Below are 22,610 nucleotides of genomic sequence, written 5' to 3'. Positions count from 1 at the left end.
TATGAAACAGATAAAACGCATAGTTGTTACTTCGGCAATAGCTTTTGTTTTAACGGGTTGTCATCTTTTAGATAATATGAGCGGAACAGTAACGCCTCCAGTTATTGTAAAACCTTCTGATGGAGATGTGATTGAAACCCCACCTTTAATCACTATGAAAACGGATTGGTATACAATTTTATCACCATTTACAAATAAATTGATGAATGATTTATCTTCTTTAAATGATGAAAACAAAATTTTGTTAATTAGTGATATTCAAAATCGAAGTGGTGATTATCTGGTAAATAACCAAATTGATGAAGTGTTACATCAGTTAATGAATAAACAAAATAAATTTACTGTCGCCAGTCGACAATCTATCAATCAAGCTAAACAAGCGTTGGGCATTTCGCCTGATGATAAGTTGGTTTCTCGGGGTAAAATGATTGGATTAGCCAAATCAATGAATGCTAGTTATGTTCTTTTTACCACTATTTACAAAATACCGACTGAGAATGACGACGCTAATCTTTCTATGGAATTAATTTCAACCCGAACAGGTGAAATCTTAAATCGGGTAACATCTAAAGATTTTCCTAAGCAACGTACCATAGATAATCATTTTAGTGAGGCAAGTAAGTAATGGGGCCATTACTGATCGATCTTGATGGCATATCGCTTACCGATGATGATAAAAGATTACTTCAAAATCCATTGGTTGCTGGTGTGATTCTATTTAGCCGTAATTATCAAGAACCAAAACAGTTGAGCGAATTGATAAAGCAGATCCGTGCGGCATGTAGTGAGCGATTATTAATTTCAGTCGATCATGAAGGTGGGCGCGTTCAACGCTTTAAACAGGGATTTACTCTTATTCCACCAGCACAAGCTTTTGCTGCACTTAACGATATTGAACATGCTAAATCATTAGCATTTGATGCGGGTTGGGTATTAGCTATGGAGCTGATTGCTTTTGATATTGATCTCAGTTTCGCACCGGTGTTAGATTTGGGTCATGACTGTTTAGCGATAGGGAGTCGATCCTTTCATTCTGATATTAATATTGCTTATCAAATTGCTTCAGCTATGATTGATGGTATGCATGTGGCAGGGATGAAAACTACAGGAAAACATTTTCCTGGTCATGGTCATGTTATTGCCGATTCACATAAAGAAACACCTATTGATGATCGTAAAAAGTTATTGATTGAACAAGATATGCAAATTTTCTCAAAACTTATTATGGATAATCAACTTGATGCAATTATGCCCGCACATGTGATTTATCCTGCATTTGATGATAAACCAGCCAGTGGGTCGTCATACTGGCTCAAAACAGTGCTTCGAAAACAGTTACATTTTAAGGGTGTGATTTTTTCTGATGATTTATCAATGGAAGGTGCATCAGTAATGGGAAATCATGCTCAACGAGCACAGGCTGCATTAGCCGCAGGGTGCGATCTGCTTTTAGCTTGTAATAATCGACAAGGTTCATTAGCGATTTTGAAGCAGTTGATGTTTTTAAATAAAATTCAGCCTCTAGCAACAAATAAAGCAAAACTTTTATTATCCGAGACTAAAATAACCTTTGATGAATTAACTAAAAGCCTTGAGTGGCGGCATCGTCGTGATAAATTAACCAAATTAAATGAAAAATGGGCAGATTATGCAAGCAGCAATCATTGAAATCAATAATAACCAACAATTAGTTACCTATAATCAACAAGCTGGTCAACTGATTTCGTCTGATATGTTAAATTTAAATCAACCTTTTAATTATCAAAATGTATTTTCTCTCGATAACACGGTTAATTTGGACACGCAGGATGACACGATTATTGTAATAAATAGTCAATACTATTTATTACAAAAAGTAGTGGAATCGTTAAGAACAATATTTATCATACAATCAATTGAGTACTTAAAAAAACGGTTATCGAAAATTAATGTCGTTGATCAACAGGCTTTTGATATTTTTGCTACACAAAGCGCTATTATGCAAAAACTTATTGCACAGGCAAAAGCATTTTCAATGCAGCGTGAACCATTATTAATATCGGGTGAAACAGGAACCGGCAAAGACTTGCTTGCCCATGCTTGTCATCAATACAGTTCACGAGGCGATCAAATCTTTTTAGCATTAAATTGTGCCGCTATGCCAGATGACGTGGTTGAAAGCGAGTTATACGGTCATGCTGCGGGAGCTTATCTTGGTGCTGTTGAGAGCAAAAAAGGTTTTTTTGAGCAAGCGAACGGCGGTTCAGTTTTACTAGATGGTATTGATGAAATGTCATTTCAAATGCAAACTAAATTACTACGTTTTATTAATGATGGCTATTTTCGACGTGTTGGTGATGATGATGAAGTTTATGTAGATGTACGTATCATTTGTGCAACTAAAGGTGATTTAGCTGGTTTAGTTGAACAAGGTAAATTTAGAAAAGATCTTTATTATCGTATAAATGTTTTACCTCTTAATCTACCGTCATTGCAAGAACGTAAAGATGATATTGCCTCGCTTACACAAATTTTTGTGGATGAATTTGCTCATAAACAAGGCATTATTTCACCTACTATTGATGCTAGTGTGATTGATTGTTTTAAACGCTATCCTTGGCCAGGCAATGTAAGACAACTTAAAAATGTCCTCTATTCAGCTTTGGCACAACTGAAATCGTCAACATTAACAGCCAAAGATATTGTGTTACCAACAGAAAATCGTGCCCAATTATCATGGGTTAATAATATGGAAAATAAAACTCTTGATGAAATGACGAAACAGTTTGAAAAAGAAATCTTAAAAAGCTTGTATATTGAATACCCAAGTTCCAGAAAACTTGCAAAAAGATTGGGGGTTTCACATACTGCTATTGCTAATAAGCTTAGGGATTATGGAATAGGTAGATAAATACACTTAGCGATTGATTCAAATTGAATTATTTCAATTAAATCAATCTATTTATTATCTGTGCTTGAAGTTTTTTAAAAAAAGTATGTTAAAATGATATAAAAATTAAAAAAACTGTATCATGAGTAAGGTAATTATAGGAGTTTTATCTAGCCTTTATTATTATTGGCTTCTGTCTATTTGATTATCGAAACAAAAATGACTTCACCAATGTTAAAGAGCAACAGAAAAGAAGAAAAACTAGTCCTACAAGATTCATTTAAAGTAAACGATTATATTAATATAGGACTTACTACTTATGTTGCCTCCATGATTAAATATACAAAATAGCAAATAAGCTATTTAAAGTTGTTATGATAATAGTGGTTATTTTATTGTACTTTATAAGGTAGAGATTTTACCCAATTACTTCAAGGATGACATCAATCACGCTAAATTAAAAAATAATAGGGTCTATCATTCTTATGCATATTTCAAAGCCATTTATGACGTAATGAGCAATAATTAATTGGATTCTAATAATTAATATTATTTTTATCCCTCATTGTTTTATTTCTCATACTGAAAATAAACTAGCTTTAACGTCAAAAGTTAATTTATTAATTGAATAGTAGGGTTAAGTGTTTATGTTAAAAGTATTGATATGTACTAATCATATGGCAAGCATTGGTGGTTCTGAAATAGTTGCATTAGAAGTTGCAGAATCCTTCAAGAAAAACAATTATTTGGTAGATATTGTGGCGAATTACATAGGTTCTCCTATAATTGAGATCGCTAAAAATTCTGATATCAATTTATTCACAACCGATGAATTACCAAATCCCTTTAATTACGATATTGTTTGGTCTCAACATCAGGTATTACCAATTCTTGTAAATCATTATATTGAAAGTTTTAATAGTAAAACTTTCTTTGTTTTTGCGCATTTATCCCCTTATGAACATTTAGAGAGTTTTGGTTTATATACTGAAAGGTTATTAGCTAACAAAATTTTATTTAATAGTGAAGAAACTTATAATCATTTTAGTAAATTTGGGATTCCTACTAATCTTTGTGAAGTTTTTTATAACGCCGCTCCCTCAGAGTTTTTTTGTGAAAAAGATTCTAATAATGAACAATTAAAGAATATACTTTTAGTTAGTAATCATCCACCACAAGAGATGTTAGATGCACTAGAAATTTTAAAAAATGAACATGGATTAAACATAATAAATATTGGTGTAAGAGGAAATGTAGTAAGATTGACATCGAAAATGGTTGAAGAAGCTGATGCTATTATTACAATAGGAAAAACAGTACAATATGCCATTGTTAGTAACACTCCTGTTTACTGCTATGACCATTTTGGTGGAGTAGGGTGGATATTGCTCGAAAATTATAAAATCGCAGAACAGTTTAATTATTCTGGAAGATGTTGTTTAAGGCGAATATCTTCGAGTGAAATTGTTGAGGAAATAATAACTTATTTTCCAAAAGCTAAATGTGATGTATCAAAAATCAAGAGTGAAACTTTAGATAAATACAGCTTAGATAAATATATTAGAACTATAATCATTAACTCTAAAGAAAATATTTTAAGAAAAACTTTAAATTTGGGGGAACGTCAAAAGATAAGATTGGAATCAGAAATCGTAAAATCTATTAAGCAATATTATAATGCATACAATAGTTTATTATTAGAGCATAAACAACTGTTGTATAATAACAATGAATTAATCATTAAAAATGCTGAATTACAATCTCAAAAAAGTGTGATGTGTTCAAAGGTCGATGATCAAAATTTAAAACATCAAGAACTTTTAACGAAATACGAAGAACTTTTAGCAACGCATCAAGAGCTTTTGTCGAAATATCAAGAATTTTCAACAAAAATTCACGATCTTTCAAATAATTATGAAGAACTTTCAATAAAACATCAAAAAATATCTGATACTAATAAGGTATTAATAGAGCAAAAAGAATCTATTTCAAACAAACTGAGCCAATTACTTGAAGACTATAATAATCAATTATCGAAAAATCAGCTCATTTTAGATAACTATAACCTATTACTTAATTCATACAATAAATTAGAAACTCGATATTATAAATATAAAAATACATTTTTTAAAAGATTAGCACGAAAAATTAAAAGACTTTATAACAAAAATGTTGATTAAGTTTATTATAAGAAAAACAATCTTTTATATGTTATTCAGTGATAAAAAACATAATAAAAAGATTGTTTTACATTGATTAGTCGTCAAAAATTAACCATGTTACATTTTTGAAGCTTCTTTCCATAGTTTATCTAAGTTTAAATTTAATATTAAATCCGAAATGCCTCTTGGATTATGCATCAACAATGGATCTAACTTTACAACCCAACTGTGGTCTTTGCTTCTCTCTCCTTGCGCTCCAATATCAAACACCAATGTCGGTATTTTTAAAGCTAAAGCGATTGATAATGTATAAGAGAAAGTCTCTTCCCATATACTAGGTAACAATATCAAATCAGGGGAAATCTCTCTGAGCAAGTTAATACATTCTTCATCATTTTGATATTTACCAGTCACTTGGACATTATTTGTTTGCATTACATGTTGATCATCAGAATTACTGTAACCAACTAAAAAATAAGATAATTTCAAGTCTCGGTTTTTTGCATCGATGGCCAATGTAGCTAATAATTGTGATCCTTTTTCAATGCTTAATGCGCCTATAGATGCAATTTTTATTATATCTTTATTTTTATTTCGTTGTGCCGGAATAATATTATTGAACACATTTTCATGTGGAATAACATCAATATTTATTTCAGGAAAATCAAATAATATTATGTCACGAGCTCGATTAGATGGCGCTTCGATCTTAGAACATTTATTAAAAAACAGGTTGTAAGCCTTATGCTTTGCAATAGCATCGGAAATATTCATCTCATAATCAGCAGGTAACGATTTTCCGTTGTTCCAAATATTTCTTTGAGCAATAGTTGGTATACCTTTATAAATATGTTCTGGACTCAACAGTTTATAATCATACGACATGCATGCGTAGTCATGGACGATAAACTTATAAATCCAATCTGATGATGCAAAATAGTACAGAAGTTTTTCATGATGATGCCAATCAAGACCAGCAAAACTATTGATATGTATTAAAGTTGGTTGAATAGTTTTTAAAAAGAAGTTTAAAAATGCAAAATCACAACTTAAAGATAAATTCTTTAAATTAGGTATTTCTAAGTGATAATTTTCTGGAATTTCAATTGAATAACATTTTTTATCATGAACTTTTAATAGAATGCAATCAATATTTTGATTTCTAAACTGTTTTACTATTTGTTTTAGATAAGTATTGATACCACCATCCCATGCATGAGAGACAATCACAACAGTTTTTCGATTTTCAAGTTTTAATTTTAATCTGGCAATATCTAAATTACGTCTAAGGACTAAAACCGGATCAACATTGATAAAATGATGCACCATGTTTAAATAATTTGGATGCTTCAGTTTTAAGGCATTTTCCCCTTTTTTCATATTTTCGGCTTTTATAGCAGAAAAAGACACAGAACCAACATGAAATACAAAGACATCTCCGATAATAATATTCTTGAAACCGGCGTGAAGTGCCCTCATGCAAAAATCATTTTCTTCACCGTATCCAACTTTGAAAGCATGATCATCTAACAAACCAATTTTATCAATAACTTCTCTTCTCATATAAAAACAAAAACCTACGCCAGTTGGCGTTTCAACATAGCTCCCTTTGTTTATCTTAGCGGCTAATTGATCCAATTCAGCAGGAGTGACTTCAAGAACCTTATTATTATCTTGACAGGTAAATGGATAACTACAAATAGTGGCATTATTAGACATAGGTGTAATGGTGGCTATCGATTTATCATTATCAGCATATGCAATCATTCTTTCAAACCAACCTTCAAATACAAAGGCATCAGAATTTAATAAGATTACATCCAGATTATGAGATAAATTGCTTATGGCAAAATTAATAGTTTTAACAAATCCAAGATTTTCTTTATTGAGATGATAATCAAATAGCCCTTTTTGAGAAAGCTCTTCAAGTTTTAGATTTAATTCTTTATCAGGGCCTGCATCATTGATGACTAATAAACTATACTCATCAGTAGTTCTACTTTTTAGTGCATGATAAATTGAACATAAGGATTCATCTAAACCTTTATAAATAGGTAAGATGACGACACATCGTGTTTTAGAAGAATATTTAGCGGGTTGCAATTCATCCCATAAATGATCCTCAGGAGAAAATGGTGTAAACCATAATTTTTTTTGTAGTTCAGATTTTATTTCGCATTGGTTAAACAAATTACTACTATCTGGATTTAAGACATTACTTTTAACTGGTAACTTTTTTGATAAAATATTAAAACCAAGAAAATTTATTTTTTTAAAGCCATTCTCGCGTTTTATCACTAAGATTTTTTTTAAAAAAAATTGCTCATTTGAGTCAAGTTTTCTTTTATAAATAGTGATTCCTAAACATTTTATTTTCACTGCGGATTTTGACTTAGTTCTTTTTAACATCTATTTCCTCACCATTTATAATTCAGATTTCTAAAATTATAACGCTATTTTTGATTCAATTAAACATGTAATATTATTTATTTAAGTTCAATTAACCATATGAATATTAATTCATTTAAATTCATGCTAAAGCATGATAAACTAATCCATTAATTATATTAAGTTAAACTAATTATTTCGGATTCAAATTATGAAAATAATAATTACTGGCGGTGCTGGTTTTATTGGTTCTGCAGTTGTTCGCTATCTCATAGAGCAAACCGACGATGAAGTGTTAGTTATTGATAAATTAACTTATGCAGGGAATTTAGAGTCTTTAGATAAAGTATTTAATAGTAATCGATTTTATTTTAAACAGATTGATATTTGTGATAGAAACTCTTTATCGAAAGCAATTAATGAATTTCAGCCTAATATTATTATGCATTTAGCTGCTGAAAGTCATGTTGATCGATCAATTGATAATCCGTCTACCTTTATAGAAACCAATGTAATTGGTACTTTTTCGCTTTTGGAAGAAGCATTAGCTTATTGGAAAAAATTAGATTCAGATAGGCAAAAACATTTTCGTTTTCATCATATTTCTACCGATGAAGTATATGGTGATTTACATGGTACAAACAATCTTTTTACTGAAAAAACGCCTTATTCTCCAAGTAGTCCGTATTCCGCATCTAAAGCATCGAGTGATCATTTAGTTCGTGCTTGGCATAGAACATTTAATTTACCTACAGTTATAACCAATTGTTCAAATAACTATGGTCCTTATCATTTTCCCGAAAAATTAATTCCTCTGATGATTTTAAATGCTTTAGAAGGTAAATCTTTGCCTGTTTATGGTAATGGACAACAAATTAGAGATTGGTTATATGTTGAGGATCATGCTAGAGCACTTTATCTTGTTGCCACTCAGGCAAAAAATGGAGAAACTTATAACATAGGTGGACATAATGAGCAGAAAAATATTGATGTGGTCAATATTATCTGCGAATTACTTGAAGAATTAGTGCCAACTAAGCCTTATAATATTAAACATTATAAAGATCTCATTACTAATGTTACTGATAGACCAGGTCATGATCAAAGGTATGCGATTGATGCTTCAAAAATCCATCATGATTTAGGTTGGAAGCCACAAGAAACATTTGAAAGCGGTATGCGTAAAACAGTTGAATGGTATTTGCATAATCGAGCTTGGTGTGACCATATAAAAGATGGTTCTTACGCCAGATCTAGACAAGGCATTTTAAATTAAAAGGTTAGGTTAATTTATGAAAGGAATTGTGCTTGCAGGCGGTTCGGGAACTCGGCTATATCCTATAACACGAGGTATTTCAAAACAATTACTTCCCATATATGATAAGCCTATGATTTATTATCCAATATCTGTTCTTATGATTGCTGGTATTACTGACATATTAATTATTTCAACTCCAGATGATTTACCGATGTTCAAACGACTATTAGGTGATGGTTCACGATTTGGAATTAAGCTCAGTTTTGCCGAACAACCAAGACCAGAAGGCTTGGCTCAAGCTTTTTTGATTGGTGAAGAGTTTATTAAAGGTCAAAAATGCAGTTTGATTTTAGGAGATAATTTATTTTTTGGTGAAAGTTTTGGTAAGAAACTACAAAAAGTGATGACACAAACTGAAGGAGCAACCATTTTTGGATATCAAGTTGTAGATCCAGAACGTTTTGGTGTCGTTGATTTCGATGAAAATTTTAAAGCATTATCAATAGAGGAAAAGCCAATAAAACCAAAATCAAATTGGGCTGTCACAGGACTTTATTTTTATGATGAAAATGTTGTTGAGATGGCCAAAGAGATTAAGCCTTCGTATAGAGGAGAATTGGAAATAACAACACTTAATCAAATGTATTTAGAAGCAGGATTATTAAATGTTGAAATACTTGGTAGAGGATTTTCTTGGCTCGATACAGGAACCCATGATAGTTTAATTGAAGCTTCATCTTTTGTTCAGATCATTGAAAAACGTCAAGGATTGAAAATAGCGTGTCTTGAAGAGATTGCCTATCGTAATGGTTGGTTAACTTTGGAGCAAGTAAAACAAGAAGCAGCTAATTTAGGTAAAACATTGTATGGACAATATTTATCTCAATTAATTAAAGAATAGGTAAATAAATGCAAATAATTGAAACAAAAATTCCTGATGTGAAAATAATTAATCCTAAAGTTTTTGGGGATCAACGCGGTTTTTTTTTAGAAACTTTTGAACAAAAGCGTTATCAAGAAAAGTTAAAAATCAATTTAACTTTTGTTCAAGATAATCATTCTCGGTCACAAAAAAATGTTTTAAGAGGTTTACATTTTCAAAAACAAAATCCACAAGGCAAGCTTGTTAGAGTTGTTAGAGGTGAAGTATTTGATGTGGCTGTAGATATCAGAAAAGATTCATCAACTTATGGTAAATGGGTCGGTGTTCTTCTTTCTGAAGAGAATAAGAGTCAATTGTGGATTCCTCCTGGCCTTGCTCATGGTTTTTTAGTCTTGTCTGATATCGCAGATTTTGAGTATAAATGCACCAACTATTATGATCCTAACTCCGAAGGATGTCTACTTTGGAATGATCCAACAGTAAATATTACTTGGCCAATATCAACGCCAATTTTATCTGAAAAAGACAAATTAGGTAAAACATTACAGGAGCTATAATAAATCATATGAAAGTTTTGTTAACTGGAGCTAATGGTCAATTAGGTAATTGTTTTGTAGATATTTTCCCATCTAAATGGGAACTAATTAAAACTGATGCTGAACAACTTGATATTACTGATGAATATGCGGTCGATTGTTTTATCGCTAAATATAAGCCTGATGCAATTATCAATGCTGCGGCATATACCGCTGTTGATAAAGCAGAAGATGAACCTCAACTGGCATATAGCGTCAATGTTATAGGTCCTAAAAACTTGTCTATATCATCAAGAAAATATAATGCAAAATTTTTTCATGTTTCTACTGATTATGTTTTTGATGGAACTAACAATATTCCTTATATTGAAGAAGATATTACTAATCCTATTAATATCTATGGTGAAACAAAACGTAAGGGGGAAATAGCAGTTTTAGATAATGACCCAACAGCTATTGTTATTCGAACTTCATGGGTATTTAGCCCTTATGGTAATAATTTTGTTAAAACGATGTTGAGATTAGCTACTGAAAAAAAACAATTATCCATAATTGATGATCAACTCGGTAATCCAACTTACGCAGGCGATTTGGCTCAACTAATTCTTCAATTGCTTCATAAAAAAATAGATGGAGGCATTTATCATTTTTGTGGTGATAGTTCAACATCTTGGTTTTTGTTTGCCAAAAGAATCTTTGAAATTGCTTTAAACCAAAAAATAATAACCCAATCTCCAGAAATCATCCCGATCAAAACTGAAGCTTTTCCTACAAAAGCCACAAGACCAAAATATTCGGTAATGAGTGTTGAGAAATTAGGTAAGCACGGATTATCAGCCTCAGATTGGAATAAAGGGTTAATTGACAGTATTTCTAAAATTCATTTTGATAATTAAATTCAATGATCTCATGACTATTTATTTTGCAGAATGGAATGCGGATTATGAAAAGTATATGATCAACTCTCTCAAACATGAGTATGATGTAGTACTTTTTAATAAATTAATGAAGCATTTTAGAACTATCAATTTTTCATTAGAAAGAAAAAATTTTCCTCGAAAATGGTTTATCAAATTAAATCAATTAATAAAGTTAAGAAAGTTAAAGCCTGAAGATATTTTATTATGCAGTGGTTTTGGCATATCAGGATTTATAGATTTAGTTAAAGATGTGAATTGCCATCGAGTGTTGGTTTTAAGAGATACTATTGATGTATTAAACAATAGTATGAAAAACAAAAAAAAATGGCTACGTCAGGATGAAGATTTTATCTCTAAAATTACGCCTCACTTTGATAAAATATACAGTTTTGATTTTGACGATTGTAAAAAATATCATTTTATCTATTTGAATCAGTTTTTACCTTTTAGTCTCTCTGAGATGAAAAAAATTCGAGAAAATACATTTGATAATAAAACAGTAAAAAAATGTTTTTTTATTGGTGAATATTGGAAAAATCGAGTCGAGGTGATTAATAAACTTGCGCCTATATTGCAACTTAACAATTATGAAACTGATTTTAATTTAATCAATTATGAAGCACTTAATAAAGCGAATGCAACTATTGAGCAATCAAAATATTACACTTTAGGAAAAAAAATAAGTTATTTTGACAATATAGAAAAGGTAAAACAAAGTGATATTATTTTAGAAATAGTACAAATTGGTCAAACAGGGGTAACCTTAAGGGCCATCGAAGCGATTTTGTTTAATAAAAAATTAATCACTACAAATAAATCAATTAAAAAATATGATTTTTATAATGCTAATCAGATTTTTATTCTTGATGATCAGAATGATCAAGACATCATAAATTTTTTACATACAAGGTTTACACCTGTTTCATTGAATATTTTGTATCAGTATAGCGCTGATGCAATGTTAACGACTATTAAAAATGATTTAATCCGGTATGTTTGATTTTATTAATGTTTAATTAGTTTTTTAAGGCAATAAATAATATTGCAAATTATTCCAGAAAAATATTTTTTCTGATGCATTTTATGTTTCGAACAATATCTCATTTGAGTAGCAGTACTAGCAGGTAGTAGTGGTAAAGATCTCAATGGTGATTGTTGTTTTGCTTTTATAAAGTATTGTGCACATTTATAATAGTTAGCCCATACATGCCAAGGTTTAGTTGGTCCAATATAATGTATTAATATAGCTTGATCTAAATGAGGTGAATAGGTGCTATTTTTATATTTCAATTCATAATTAATGCTTACTTGTTGATTGTACTTTTTATCAAGATATTTCACTTTATCCAGAAGCAACAAATTCAAAACATCCTGATCGAGATGGGTAAACTTTTTTGATTTATTGGTATCAGAAAGTAGTTCTAATGCTTTACCATTTATATTGAATTCATGCCACTTATCTAAATTCATAAGTAAAAAACCGGCATTAAAATAACTTTTTGTCAATTTATCTTCATCAAGCCGAGTTGCACATTTATTCCACCAGATAGCATCTTTGTCTGTAACAACATAAGCGATATTTTCTTCAAAGGGTAACGTGAATAATTCTTCTATTGATCCTTTGCATATTATATCTGCATCAATATAAAGAATTTTATCAATTTTTTGATAAAAATAATCGGCTACTATAAATCTAAAATAAGTTGCTATGGTCCAGTTTTTTGTTGTTGGAAGTTTAGACAAACTTATATCATCAACTAAATATAAAGTGATATTTGTTTTATATTGTTCAGTCAGCAAATTTAGATTTTTTTCAAACTCATTCGTTAAATGATTTGTAAATATATGAAAAGAAAAATTGAGATTAGGGTTAAAGATTAAAATGGAAGAAATCGAAACAGCACAACCTAAGAAAAAATTCTCATCTATTCCATAAGCTATATCAAGCTGATTAGTATTGCTACTATTATTACTATCAAAAGTTATTTTTTTTTTAATAATATGATTAGCATCGAGATACATTGCTGATTTCCTATTTGTAATAATCTACAAATAAACGCATTCTATTAAAATAAGCGTACGGTTGGTGTAAACATTTAACATACTGATTAAACATCACATGAAATAAATTAAATTATACATGAAATTTAATTCATTAGTTATTATATAGATAATACAAATTATTTCTAGTTGAAAAAGAATTGAAATAAAATATCAAACAATACTGTTTATGTAGTATAATTAATGTTTTGATGAATTGTTCTCTTTTATGAAAAATAAATATAGCTCATTAAACACAATTAAACAATTGTGGCCATTTATTTCTCCATATAAAAAAGCTTTAATAGTTGCTGTTATTGCACTTTTATTAAATGCTGCAACTGACGCAACATTAATTTCACTAACTAAACCATTGTTAGATAATGGATTAATGGATAAAAATTATGAACTTTTGGTTCTTTTTTCAATTGGTATTATTGGCTTGATTGCTTTACGTGGGTTATCAAATTATTTTTCTACTTATTGTCTCTCTTGGTTATCAGGAAAAGTGGTAACTAAATTTCGCCAATTAATTTTTAATCATCTAGTCAAAAGCCCAACAAGTTTTCTCCATAAAAGTTCAATTGGGGATCTCGTTACTCTAATCACTTATAATACGCAATTATTATCAAAGGCGTCATCGGATGCTTTAATTATACTCGTCAGAGAAATCGCGTATGCTATTGGTTTATGTGTAGTCATGTTTTATGGCAATTGGAAATTAGCTTCTGTATTAATTGTTGTTGTACCTGTAGTTATTTTTATTGCTCAATTTATTGCAAAGAAATTTCGTAAAGCTCTAATTTCAATGCAAAAAGGCATTGGCACCATAACAACTGCAGCTGATGAGATGATTAAAGGGCATAAAGAAATTCTGGTTTATAATGCCCAAAAATATGAAAAAGAAAACTTTTATACTATTAACAAAATTTTTAGGCGAGGTCTATTAAAAATCGTTTTAGTTTCTGGATTGTCCTCACCTATTATCCAATTAGTTGCTACTGCCGCTTTAGGTTTAATATTGTTTCTTGTTGCAAGTCAAACTTTAGATATCACACCCGGCTCATTTACTGTTGTTTTTTCCGCAATGGTGGCTATGATGAGACCATTAAGAGAATTAACCAGTGTTCACCTTGAATTACAAAAAGGTTCTGTTGCTTGTGAATCGCTATTTGCTCTTTTAGCCACTCCTTTAGAAGAAGATAATGGAACAATTGAATTAAAAGGGGTAAAAGGTAATATTGTTTTTCGTCATGTGACATACACTTATCCAACAAATAGTTTCCCTGCATTAAAAAATATCAGTTTTACAATTAAGAAAGGTGAAACCGTTGCATTAGTGGGTCGATCTGGAGCAGGAAAATCGACAATAGCAAGTTTATTACCAAGATTTTATGATATTGTTAAAGGTGAGATATTAATTGATTCTATTAATATCAAACAATATACGCTAAGATCATTGCGTGACCAAATTGGATATGTATCTCAGCAGGTGCATTTATTTAATGGAACCATTGCAGAAAATATAACGTACGGTGCCAAAAAAGAGTATAGCATACAAGATATTATTGAGGCAGCTAAGCAGGCAAATGCAATGGAATTTATTGATAAATTAGAAGATGGAATACATACTGAAATTGGCGATAATGGTGTTTTATTATCTGGAGGTCAGCGTCAACGCATTGCTATTGCAAGAGTTCTTTTGCGTAATAATCCAATTCTTATCTTTGATGAAGCTACATCTGCTTTAGATAATGAGTCTGAAAGGTTAGTGCAACAAGCAATTGAACATTTAAGAAAAAATAGAACTTCTATTATTATTGCACATAGACTATCGACAATCGAACAAGCTGATCGCATTTTAGTTATTGATGGGGGAAAACTTGTAGAAGAAGGTACTCATCAAACGTTGTTATCCCAAGATGGCATTTATGCTTCAATGTATCAACTACAATTTAACTCTTAATTAAAATTATATTATGAAATACAATAGCTCAACGATGAATAATGATATTGATCGAGATTTTTCAACATTACATACGTTTTCTAAGCTATGGCCCTATATTGCCAAGCATAAAATTTTGCTCTTTTTTTCAATAATATTATTAATTTTAAGTGCATTTGCAGATACTTCACTTATTGCAATATTGCAACCTTTACTTGATAAAGGTTTTGTCGAAAATGATCAAACCTTTTTATTTATGGCACCATTTTATATTTTTGGTCTAGTTTTTCTTCGAGGTGCAGCCAATTACGGTTATGCCTATTTTTTATCCTTAATATCATCCAAAATTGTACTTAAAATTCGTCAACGCCTTTTCAATCATTTTGTTGATTCTCCAGTGAGTTTTTATGATAAAAATTCTGCTGGGCGGTTATTATCGCGTATAACGTATGATACCGATCAAGTTGCCTCTTCATCTTCTGATGCTTTGATTACTATAGTGCGTGAATTTGCATTTATTTGTGGATTATTCTATACAATGTTTAGTAATAGTTGGCAATTATCTCTATCATTAATTTTTATTACGCCTGTGGTTATTGGACTCATCACATTTGTATCAATAAAGTTTCGTAAAATGGCTAAAAACATGCAGAACTCAATGGGTAATGTCACTATGTCTGTTGAACAAATGCTAAAAGGTCATAGAGAAATCATTCTTTTTGGTGCTCAAGATGAAGAATCGACTAATTTTGAAAAAGTAAGTAATAAATTTAGAAGGGATACTATGCGATTAGTTTCCATTTCTGCTTTATCTACGCCAATTGTTCAATTAATTATATCATTTGCCATTGCTTTTGTGTTATTAATGGCGAGTAATCCAGAGTTAAATATTACCCCAGGACAATTTACCGTTGTGTTTTCTTCTCTGGTGGCTTTAATGCAACCAATCAAAAGTTTAACAAGTGTCAATGCTGACTTTCAAAAAGGGATGGCTGCTTGCCAGACTTTATTTGCGATATTTGACCAGCCTATTGAGAAAGATAGCGGCAAAATAAATATCGAACGTTCAAAAGGTAATATAGAATTTAAACATGTTTCTTTTACTTATGAAACACGACAAAAACCTGCTTTAAAAGATATCAATTTTACAATAAAACATGGTAAAACCATTGCCTTTGTCGGTCGTTCAGGTTCAGGCAAAACCACTATAGCAAGTTTACTTACTCGTTTTTATGATATAAGTGAAGGTGAGATCTTAATTGATAACCATAATATACAAGATTTAACTTTATACAGTTTACGAGACCAAATTGGTTTGGTTTCTCAAAATGTTCATTTATTCAATGATACCATAGCCAATAATATTGCTTATGGGCGAATAGGTGAGTATTCACAAAGTCAGATTGAAGAAGCAGCTAAAAAAGCTTATGCCTACGATTTTATACAAGCACTGGAAAAGGGATTTGACACAATTGTTGGAGAAAATGGAGTATTATTATCTGGAGGACAACGTCAACGTATTGCCATAGCCAGAGCTTTATTGCGTGATAACCCAATTTTAATTTTGGATGAAGCTACGTCCGCATTAGATTCAGAGTCTGAAAATGCAATTCAAGAAGCGTTGAATGAATTGCAAAAAGGACGAACTTCAATTGTTATAGCACATCGACTATCGACTATTGAAAAAGCTGATAAAATTCTTGTTATAGATAGTGGTGAAATTATTGAACAAGGAAATCATCATGAATTATTATCCCAAAATGGCTTATATTCAAAATTATATAAAAGTAACTTAGCAGATTAATATATAATATTTTATTTATGAATAATATTTATGCACTATAGGATATTAAAGGAAATATGATAAATAAGTTAATGGGTTGTATTAAATATTTAAATAGACAAAGAAATTTAAAGATAAAACCATTAAAGTCAGCAATTAAACTATACTTATTGAACCGAAAAAAAAAAGAACGATCTTTATTAACACTTGAGCATTACTCTAGCGTTGCTATTCTTATGAATGATCAAGGTATTGGTGATGCAATCGTTACATCTTATTTAATTGAGTCTCTGAGAAAAAATAGTTTTAAAGTTTATGTTGTAGTAGAGAAAAGAATTGCATTTTTATTTGATGAATTCATAACTGTTGATGGTATCCTATTTTATGATAGGAATAAGAACATCACAAAGATAAAAGAACAGCTCGATAATATTAAAATTGATGTTGTTGTTGATCTTGTAGATAAGGGGCCAAATAGCGTTAGGCGTTCTCAAATAATCAAACTCATCAATCCATTACATACAATAGGGTTTAATCAAGAGAAATATAAATTGTACGATTCTTCTATCGATTATCATGAATATACTTCGCACATAACCATGCGGAGTCAGAAAGTGCTTGAATTGATAAATATTAAAACCGATAGCATTAAATACCATCTTAATATTCCAGCCAATATTGAACAAGAAGTAAAAGATTATTTAAACCCACTTTTCACATTAGGGAAGAAAATCATTATTTTTAACCCTTTTGGATCCAATACTGCAAGAAGTTTTTCGAATTCCCAAATTGAAATAATTTTATCTTTTTTAGCACAATTAGAGAACTATATAACAATTGTAGTGGGTGAATCAGATAAAATTTCTCGAATAAAAGTTCCTCAAAATATTATTATCAACCAAATGTCTTGTTTTTTTAATACGGTGGCATTGGTTAAATATTCAGACTTTGTTATTACCGTTGATACCTCAATTGTCCATGTAGCATCAACGTATGATAAAAAAATGATTTGTATATACAATAATAGAATTATTGATAGCAAGTTTATAAATAATATGGTGTGGGGACCAAATTATGCTAATGCAATTCAAATTTTTACAAATGAAAACGTAAAAACAGGGCTTGGCGATTTAATATCAAACCTTGATGTTAATATTATTTTAAAACAATTGAATAAAGAGCTTAACAAATAATAAGAATACTCACTGAAAAAAGGAATTTATTTCATAAAAATGAAAAGAAAAATACAAAATTTGAATTGGAAACGTAATCTGGTGACTAAAAAAATCAAATATCTGATTTATATAAAATTTATTTCAGTTATTGTCTTGTTTTTGAAAAAACGAAAAAAAATAATCAATGACAATACAATAAAAAGAGTTCTTGTTATAAGAAATGATGGTATTGGTGATATGATTGTTACTACACCATTTATTCGTTATTTGTCCAACGCTGGATATGAAGTTTATGTTTCTTCTAGAAAAAGTAGCTTAGATATTCTTGATGGAAATCCCAATATTGCTGGTTGTTTTTTATATTATGATAAAAAGCTAATTGATTTGATAAAATCAATTAGAATGATAAGAAAACAAAAATTTGATTTAGCGATAGATGCAAGGTTTCACCGAAGATTAGACTTAAAGCACTTATTTTTTTGCTGTTTAATTAAAACAGATATATTATTGGGTTATAATAAAAGTAATATCAAATCGTTCAATATCTCGTTACCTTATTATAAAATCAATGATCATGTAACAAATCAATTAAAATATTATTTAGACAGTCTTAATATTAAATACCATTTATTTGATTATGAAATTTATATCAATCCTTCTAAAAGTCAATACATTAGTGATTTTGTAAATCGTTATGTTGGTTCCAGCAAATTAATTGTCATTAATCCTTATGGTGGTTCCGAATATCGTTGTTTATCAAATTCTCAACTGCAAGGAATATGTGATTTATTTAAAAGTAATTATCTTGATTATAAGATAGTGCTTATCGGAAAGGGTAACAACTTTGAAAAATTGTTATTGCCCAATACAATTAAATTCAATTCTACAACAATTATGGATGTGATTCCTTTAATTAAAACTGCAGAATTAGTGATTAGTGTTGATACGTCAGTTGTTCATATAGCTTCTGCATTTTCAACAAAGTGTATTTCTATATATATGGAACCTTTAGCTCCAAATACAAATAATTTGAAAGCTATCTATAGCAGACAATTCAGTAATTATAAATATCGAATACAAGATTTATTCCTTGATGGAAAATATATAAAGAAAAACAAGCCTAACCTTGATGCGCAAATTAATAAGGATTTATGGGCTCCAAATGATGTAAATGGTAAGCAGATCGTTTTTATTGCTAATAGCATTAAATCAATTGAAACAGAAAAATTAGTAGAATCGATAAAAAAATGTATCTAGAAAAAAACTATTTACCTTTCAATTTGTAGAGAAAATAAAGCAAATAATACTTTAAGCTACTCATCAAATTTTTATCTTTAAGATGAGATTTTGCATAAATCCGATAATCATTGACTCGCATTTTCGATTTATAACTTTTTAACCTACAGTTACTCCAAGGTGTAAAATGCCTATAAAAGCAGTAAAGATTTTGCGCTAGACCTTTATGCTCTTGATACCAAATCTTTCTTGCACCAGTAAAGTGAATAAAACAAGGTAATCTTTTCTTATTATCAAAAAAAGTTTCTTTTTCTTGATTATTTATCCAAGTAAATAAATAATTCCATTTCACATCAATATAAGAAACTTGATTTTGTAAAACAATGTTTAACGCATCCTGATCAGGATATAATAAGTGATAATTTTGAGGTGATAGTAATATTTGATTCGCTTTATTTTCGGTATCAAATTTTTTCCAATTCTGGATATTTATGTATAAAAAACCGGAATTAAAATATTTCTCAGATGCTAGATTTAAACGTTTTTTATTTTGTAACATATTATCAGCATCTAAAGAGTCGGCTGTTACAGCACATACCACGGAATCAATATTAACATTCAAAATTGAAGAAATATCACCAAAGCATAAAATATCTGCGTCTAAATAAATAAATTTATCAACATATTTAGGCAATAATCTTGGTACGGATAAACGAATATACATTGAACGATTGATATGTTTTATTTTATCGTTTTGTACATCGAAGTATTTATTTAACTCATCAATAGAAACTGAATAAAGAGTAATCGAACTGCTGATTTCCTGTAATTTGTTTTTCTCTTCTTCTGAAACATCATACAAAAAAACATGAAAATGAATATTATGGCGCTTATTATTAAGTAGGATTGAGGTTATAGATACCCCAACATGTTCAAGATAGTTTGAATCAGTACAATATACAATATTAATAAAACTATTATTCATTTCAAATACTCATTAATACAATATTTCAAATATAGCATAGCTATTTATGTATTACAAAATAGTTATACAAATATAAAATTGATAGTTAATTTTTTCATAATAATTGGTTATGCTACAATAAATCAAATTCTAAATTCTCGGTATGACTTTAACATGTTAGCAGAAAATCTCTTTATCAGTAAGACTACAACATTATTTAATAATTCTCTGACCTCTTTAGATACCTTACACGTTGCACTTTGTTTTGATGATAATTATGCAATGCCCGCAGGTATCACAATGTCCTCAGTGATATTAAATAATCCAAATAAAAATCTGGTTTTTCATTTGTTTGCCAATAATGTATCAAATGAAAAAATCTTGCGATTTAATCAATTAAATAAAGAAAATACTTCAATACTTTGTTATGAAATTAGCAATGAATTTTCAATAAATCCTGATACACTAGTTTTACATGTTTCTGCCTCGACGTGTCTTAGATTTGTTGTTCCACAGATCTTGAATAAAGTGACTTCTCGTGTTTTATATCTTGATTGTGATGTACTATGTATTAATAACCTCGATGAACTTGTTTCCATTGATTTAACAAATAAGTTTTCAGCTGTTGTAGCTGATATTGGCAAAACACAAGAAAAACAATGTACAGCTTGCGATATTCCTTATGGAGATTATTTTAATGCAGGTATGATGTATATTAATACGGATATGTGGGTTGAAAATAACCTAACCAAAAAAGCTTTTGACATGATAAATAGTGGTAAAGTTTATAAATTTGCTGATCAAGATGTTCTCAACATCTTAATGCAAGGTAAAACAGTATTTTTACCCAAACATTTTAACAATATTACCTCACTTACTGTTGGAGGTAACGAAGATAATCTGATTGAAGCCAATACGGTTATTATTCATTATGTAACAGGTAATAAACCTTGGTATCAACTCTACATTACATCACTTTATCAATCCTATATAGCTTCATCACCTTGGGCGAACGATAAATTGTTACTCGCCAATGAAAATGCCCCATCAACAACAAGAAGATATGCAAAATTACTTGCTAGTCAACATAAGTATTTAGCCGCGGTTAAATATTATTTGCTTTACTTAAAACATAAAACCACTAAAAAACGTTAAGGAAGAACTTTGTGATTGAAGTTGATAACTTTATTACTAAAAAAAACGAATTATTATCATGTAGTTTTGCATGTAAACAAAATGTATTGCATATTCTATTATGTTTTGATGATAATTATGCTTTGTCGGCTGGTGTGGATATAATTTCTGTAATTGAAAATAATAAAAAACATCAGCTTCATTTTCATCTGTTTACCCATAACTTATCAAAAATTAATAGGGAAAATATCGCTAAAATCAAATCTGATAATAGTTCAATAACTGAATATATCATTAATGATCAGTTTAATGTTGATCAAAAAAATACTAAACAGTTTCCTATTGCGGCTTGCATGCGATTAATTGCGCCAGAGATCTTAAAAGATATTACAGAAAAACTACTTTATATTGATAGTGATACCTTATGTATTAACAGTCTTAATTTTATAAATGAAATCGATTTAGATGATGCAATTGTTGCCGCTGTGGCCGATGTAAAATACATGCAAGAATCTCAATGTAGCAAATATGATATCGTTAAGGGAACATATTTTAATTCTGGAGTGATGTTGATAAATATACCGCAATGGTGTCAGGAAAATATCACAACCAAAACATTAACCTTATTGAATAATGGTGAGACATATCAATATCCTGATCAGGATGTATTAAATATTGTTATTGGTCGAAAAAGAATCATCTTAGAAAAACAATATAATACTCTTTTAGCCCTCTCGATAAATGGTAATGAGGACTCCAATGTTTCAGAAAATACCATTTTAATTCATTATATTACCAAAAATAAACCTTGGCATCAGCCTTACCGTTCGAAATTATTTGATTTTTATTTGGATAGATCTCCTTGGAGGCAATCTCCATTGCCTTTGTATAACCGAAAAAAAACTTCGTCAATACGCGCTTATTCTCGATTGATGTTTAAACAAAAAAACTATTTGTTAGGAATAAAGCATTATTGTATTTATTTAAAAACCAAATTCATTCAATAATTGATTAAAAAGTTTTTTGCTTTACCGTTAAACTTATTGAGTTTAAAGAATCGTATTTAAAGTCAGAAGAGTGAATTTAGCTATTTAATGATCGTTTGTTGATTAACTTGATGATTAATTGATGATATTATGATATAACTTATATCATAAATGTCATATTTGGTATTTGTAAATAATCGCGTATATCTTTTTTACTTGATTACTGTTATAGTATATTCGTAAATTAAGTTTTTAATCGTTCAATTCCATTACAATAAACTCATCCCTTTTGATATGAAATCATGATATTTTCATAACATTGTATTATTCC

At 29.7% G+C, this 22,610-nt stretch carries 18 protein-coding genes; 15 read left to right on the top strand and 3 right to left on the bottom strand.

Annotated elements, in window-relative coordinates; genetic code table 11:
- Position 1: 1 nt before the first annotated feature.
- The 4 genes from J3U13_RS05100 (at position 2) to J3U13_RS05085 (ending at position 5,049) form a co-directional block, all read left to right on the top strand.
- Positions 2 to 625: a penicillin-binding protein activator LpoB gene (locus J3U13_RS05100; protein ID WP_267340576.1), complete on the top strand. Its 624-nt coding sequence runs from the start codon at positions 2 to 4 to the stop codon at positions 623 to 625.
- Positions 625 to 1,668, top strand: a complete 1,044-nt coding sequence (gene nagZ, locus J3U13_RS05095) for a beta-N-acetylhexosaminidase (protein WP_267340575.1) — start codon at positions 625 to 627, stop codon at positions 1,666 to 1,668. The genes J3U13_RS05100 and nagZ overlap by 1 nt, the downstream gene beginning before the upstream one ends.
- Positions 1,649 to 2,890: a sigma 54-interacting transcriptional regulator gene (locus J3U13_RS05090; RefSeq protein WP_267340574.1), complete on the top strand. Its 1,242-nt coding sequence runs from the start codon at positions 1,649 to 1,651 to the stop codon at positions 2,888 to 2,890. The genes nagZ and J3U13_RS05090 overlap by 20 nt, the downstream gene beginning before the upstream one ends.
- A gap of 626 nt (positions 2,891 to 3,516) precedes the next feature.
- Positions 3,517 to 5,049, top strand: coding sequence for a hypothetical protein (locus J3U13_RS05085; protein WP_267340573.1), 1,533 nt, complete (start codon positions 3,517 to 3,519; stop codon positions 5,047 to 5,049).
- Between the two features lie 99 nt (positions 5,050 to 5,148).
- On the opposite strand, the gene J3U13_RS05080 is transcribed toward J3U13_RS05085, so the two are convergent.
- Complete coding sequence (locus J3U13_RS05080) at positions 5,149 to 7,440, bottom strand: glycosyltransferase (protein WP_267340572.1); 2,292 nt, start codon at positions 7,438 to 7,440, stop codon at positions 5,149 to 5,151.
- A 187-nt stretch (positions 7,441 to 7,627) separates the two neighbouring features.
- Here J3U13_RS05080 and rfbB point away from each other — a divergent pair, with 187 nt between their 5' ends.
- The 5 genes from rfbB to J3U13_RS05055 are packed head-to-tail and all read left to right on the top strand — an operon-like array spanning position 7,628 to position 12,016.
- On the top strand, positions 7,628 to 8,695 hold the full coding sequence (rfbB, locus tag J3U13_RS05075) for a dTDP-glucose 4,6-dehydratase (RefSeq protein WP_416380639.1): 1,068 nt from the start codon (positions 7,628 to 7,630) through the stop codon (positions 8,693 to 8,695).
- Between the two features lie 16 nt (positions 8,696 to 8,711).
- Entirely contained in the window at positions 8,712 to 9,578 is an 867-nt protein-coding gene (rfbA, locus tag J3U13_RS05070; protein WP_267340569.1) for a glucose-1-phosphate thymidylyltransferase RfbA, read from the top strand.
- Positions 9,579 to 9,586: 8 nt separating this feature from the next.
- The gene (gene rfbC / locus J3U13_RS05065) at positions 9,587 to 10,117 is read left to right on the top strand and encodes a dTDP-4-dehydrorhamnose 3,5-epimerase (RefSeq protein WP_267340567.1); all 531 of its coding nucleotides are present in this window, start codon (positions 9,587 to 9,589) and stop codon (positions 10,115 to 10,117) included.
- Positions 10,118 to 10,125: 8 nt separating this feature from the next.
- On the top strand, positions 10,126 to 10,992 hold the full coding sequence (gene rfbD / locus J3U13_RS05060) for a dTDP-4-dehydrorhamnose reductase (RefSeq protein ID WP_267340565.1): 867 nt from the start codon (positions 10,126 to 10,128) through the stop codon (positions 10,990 to 10,992).
- A gap of 13 nt (positions 10,993 to 11,005) precedes the next feature.
- A complete protein-coding gene (locus tag J3U13_RS05055; protein ID WP_267340564.1) occupies positions 11,006 to 12,016 on the top strand; it encodes a hypothetical protein in 1,011 nt (336 codons plus the stop codon).
- Positions 12,017 to 12,021: 5 nt separating this feature from the next.
- On the opposite strand, the gene J3U13_RS05050 is transcribed toward J3U13_RS05055, so the two are convergent.
- Entirely contained in the window at positions 12,022 to 13,038 is a 1,017-nt protein-coding gene (locus J3U13_RS05050; RefSeq protein WP_267340563.1) for a glycosyltransferase, read from the bottom strand.
- Between the two features lie 247 nt (positions 13,039 to 13,285).
- On the opposite strand from J3U13_RS05050, the gene msbA (J3U13_RS05045) reads away from it, so the two are divergent.
- Genes msbA (J3U13_RS05045) through J3U13_RS05030 form a run of 4 tightly spaced genes read left to right on the top strand, consistent with a single transcriptional unit; the run spans position 13,286 to position 19,216 of the window.
- Positions 13,286 to 15,022, top strand: coding sequence for a lipid A export permease/ATP-binding protein MsbA (gene msbA / locus J3U13_RS05045; RefSeq protein WP_267340562.1), 1,737 nt, complete (start codon positions 13,286 to 13,288; stop codon positions 15,020 to 15,022).
- A 34-nt stretch (positions 15,023 to 15,056) separates the two neighbouring features.
- Positions 15,057 to 16,805 carry a lipid A ABC transporter ATP-binding protein/permease MsbA gene (gene msbA / locus J3U13_RS05040; RefSeq protein WP_416380310.1) on the top strand — a complete coding sequence of 583 codons (1,749 nt, stop codon included), beginning with the start codon at positions 15,057 to 15,059 and terminating at the stop codon, positions 16,803 to 16,805.
- A gap of 56 nt (positions 16,806 to 16,861) precedes the next feature.
- Entirely contained in the window at positions 16,862 to 17,977 is a 1,116-nt protein-coding gene (locus J3U13_RS05035) for a glycosyltransferase family 9 protein (RefSeq protein WP_267340560.1), read from the top strand.
- Between the two features lie 39 nt (positions 17,978 to 18,016).
- Positions 18,017 to 19,216: a glycosyltransferase family 9 protein gene (locus J3U13_RS05030; RefSeq protein WP_267340559.1), complete on the top strand. Its 1,200-nt coding sequence runs from the start codon at positions 18,017 to 18,019 to the stop codon at positions 19,214 to 19,216.
- A 7-nt stretch (positions 19,217 to 19,223) separates the two neighbouring features.
- Here the strand turns inward: J3U13_RS05030 and J3U13_RS05025 are convergent, their stop codons facing one another.
- Entirely contained in the window at positions 19,224 to 20,180 is a 957-nt protein-coding gene (locus J3U13_RS05025; protein WP_267340558.1) for a glycosyltransferase family 8 protein, read from the bottom strand.
- 153 nt (positions 20,181 to 20,333) lie between these two features.
- Here J3U13_RS05025 and J3U13_RS05020 point away from each other — a divergent pair, with 153 nt between their 5' ends.
- Complete coding sequence (locus J3U13_RS05020) at positions 20,334 to 21,314, top strand: glycosyltransferase family 8 protein (protein WP_267340556.1); 981 nt, start codon at positions 20,334 to 20,336, stop codon at positions 21,312 to 21,314.
- An 11-nt stretch (positions 21,315 to 21,325) separates the two neighbouring features.
- On the top strand, positions 21,326 to 22,300 hold the full coding sequence (locus J3U13_RS05015) for a glycosyltransferase family 8 protein (protein WP_267340555.1): 975 nt from the start codon (positions 21,326 to 21,328) through the stop codon (positions 22,298 to 22,300).
- Positions 22,301 to 22,610: the final 310 nt, after the last annotated feature.

Source organism: Gilliamella sp. B2887 (genome assembly GCF_026537015.1).
Taxonomy (GTDB): domain Bacteria; phylum Pseudomonadota; class Gammaproteobacteria; order Enterobacterales; family Orbaceae; genus Gilliamella.
Note: the sequence above shows the minus strand (reverse complement) of the source record. Positions and strands in the feature narration are given on the sequence as shown.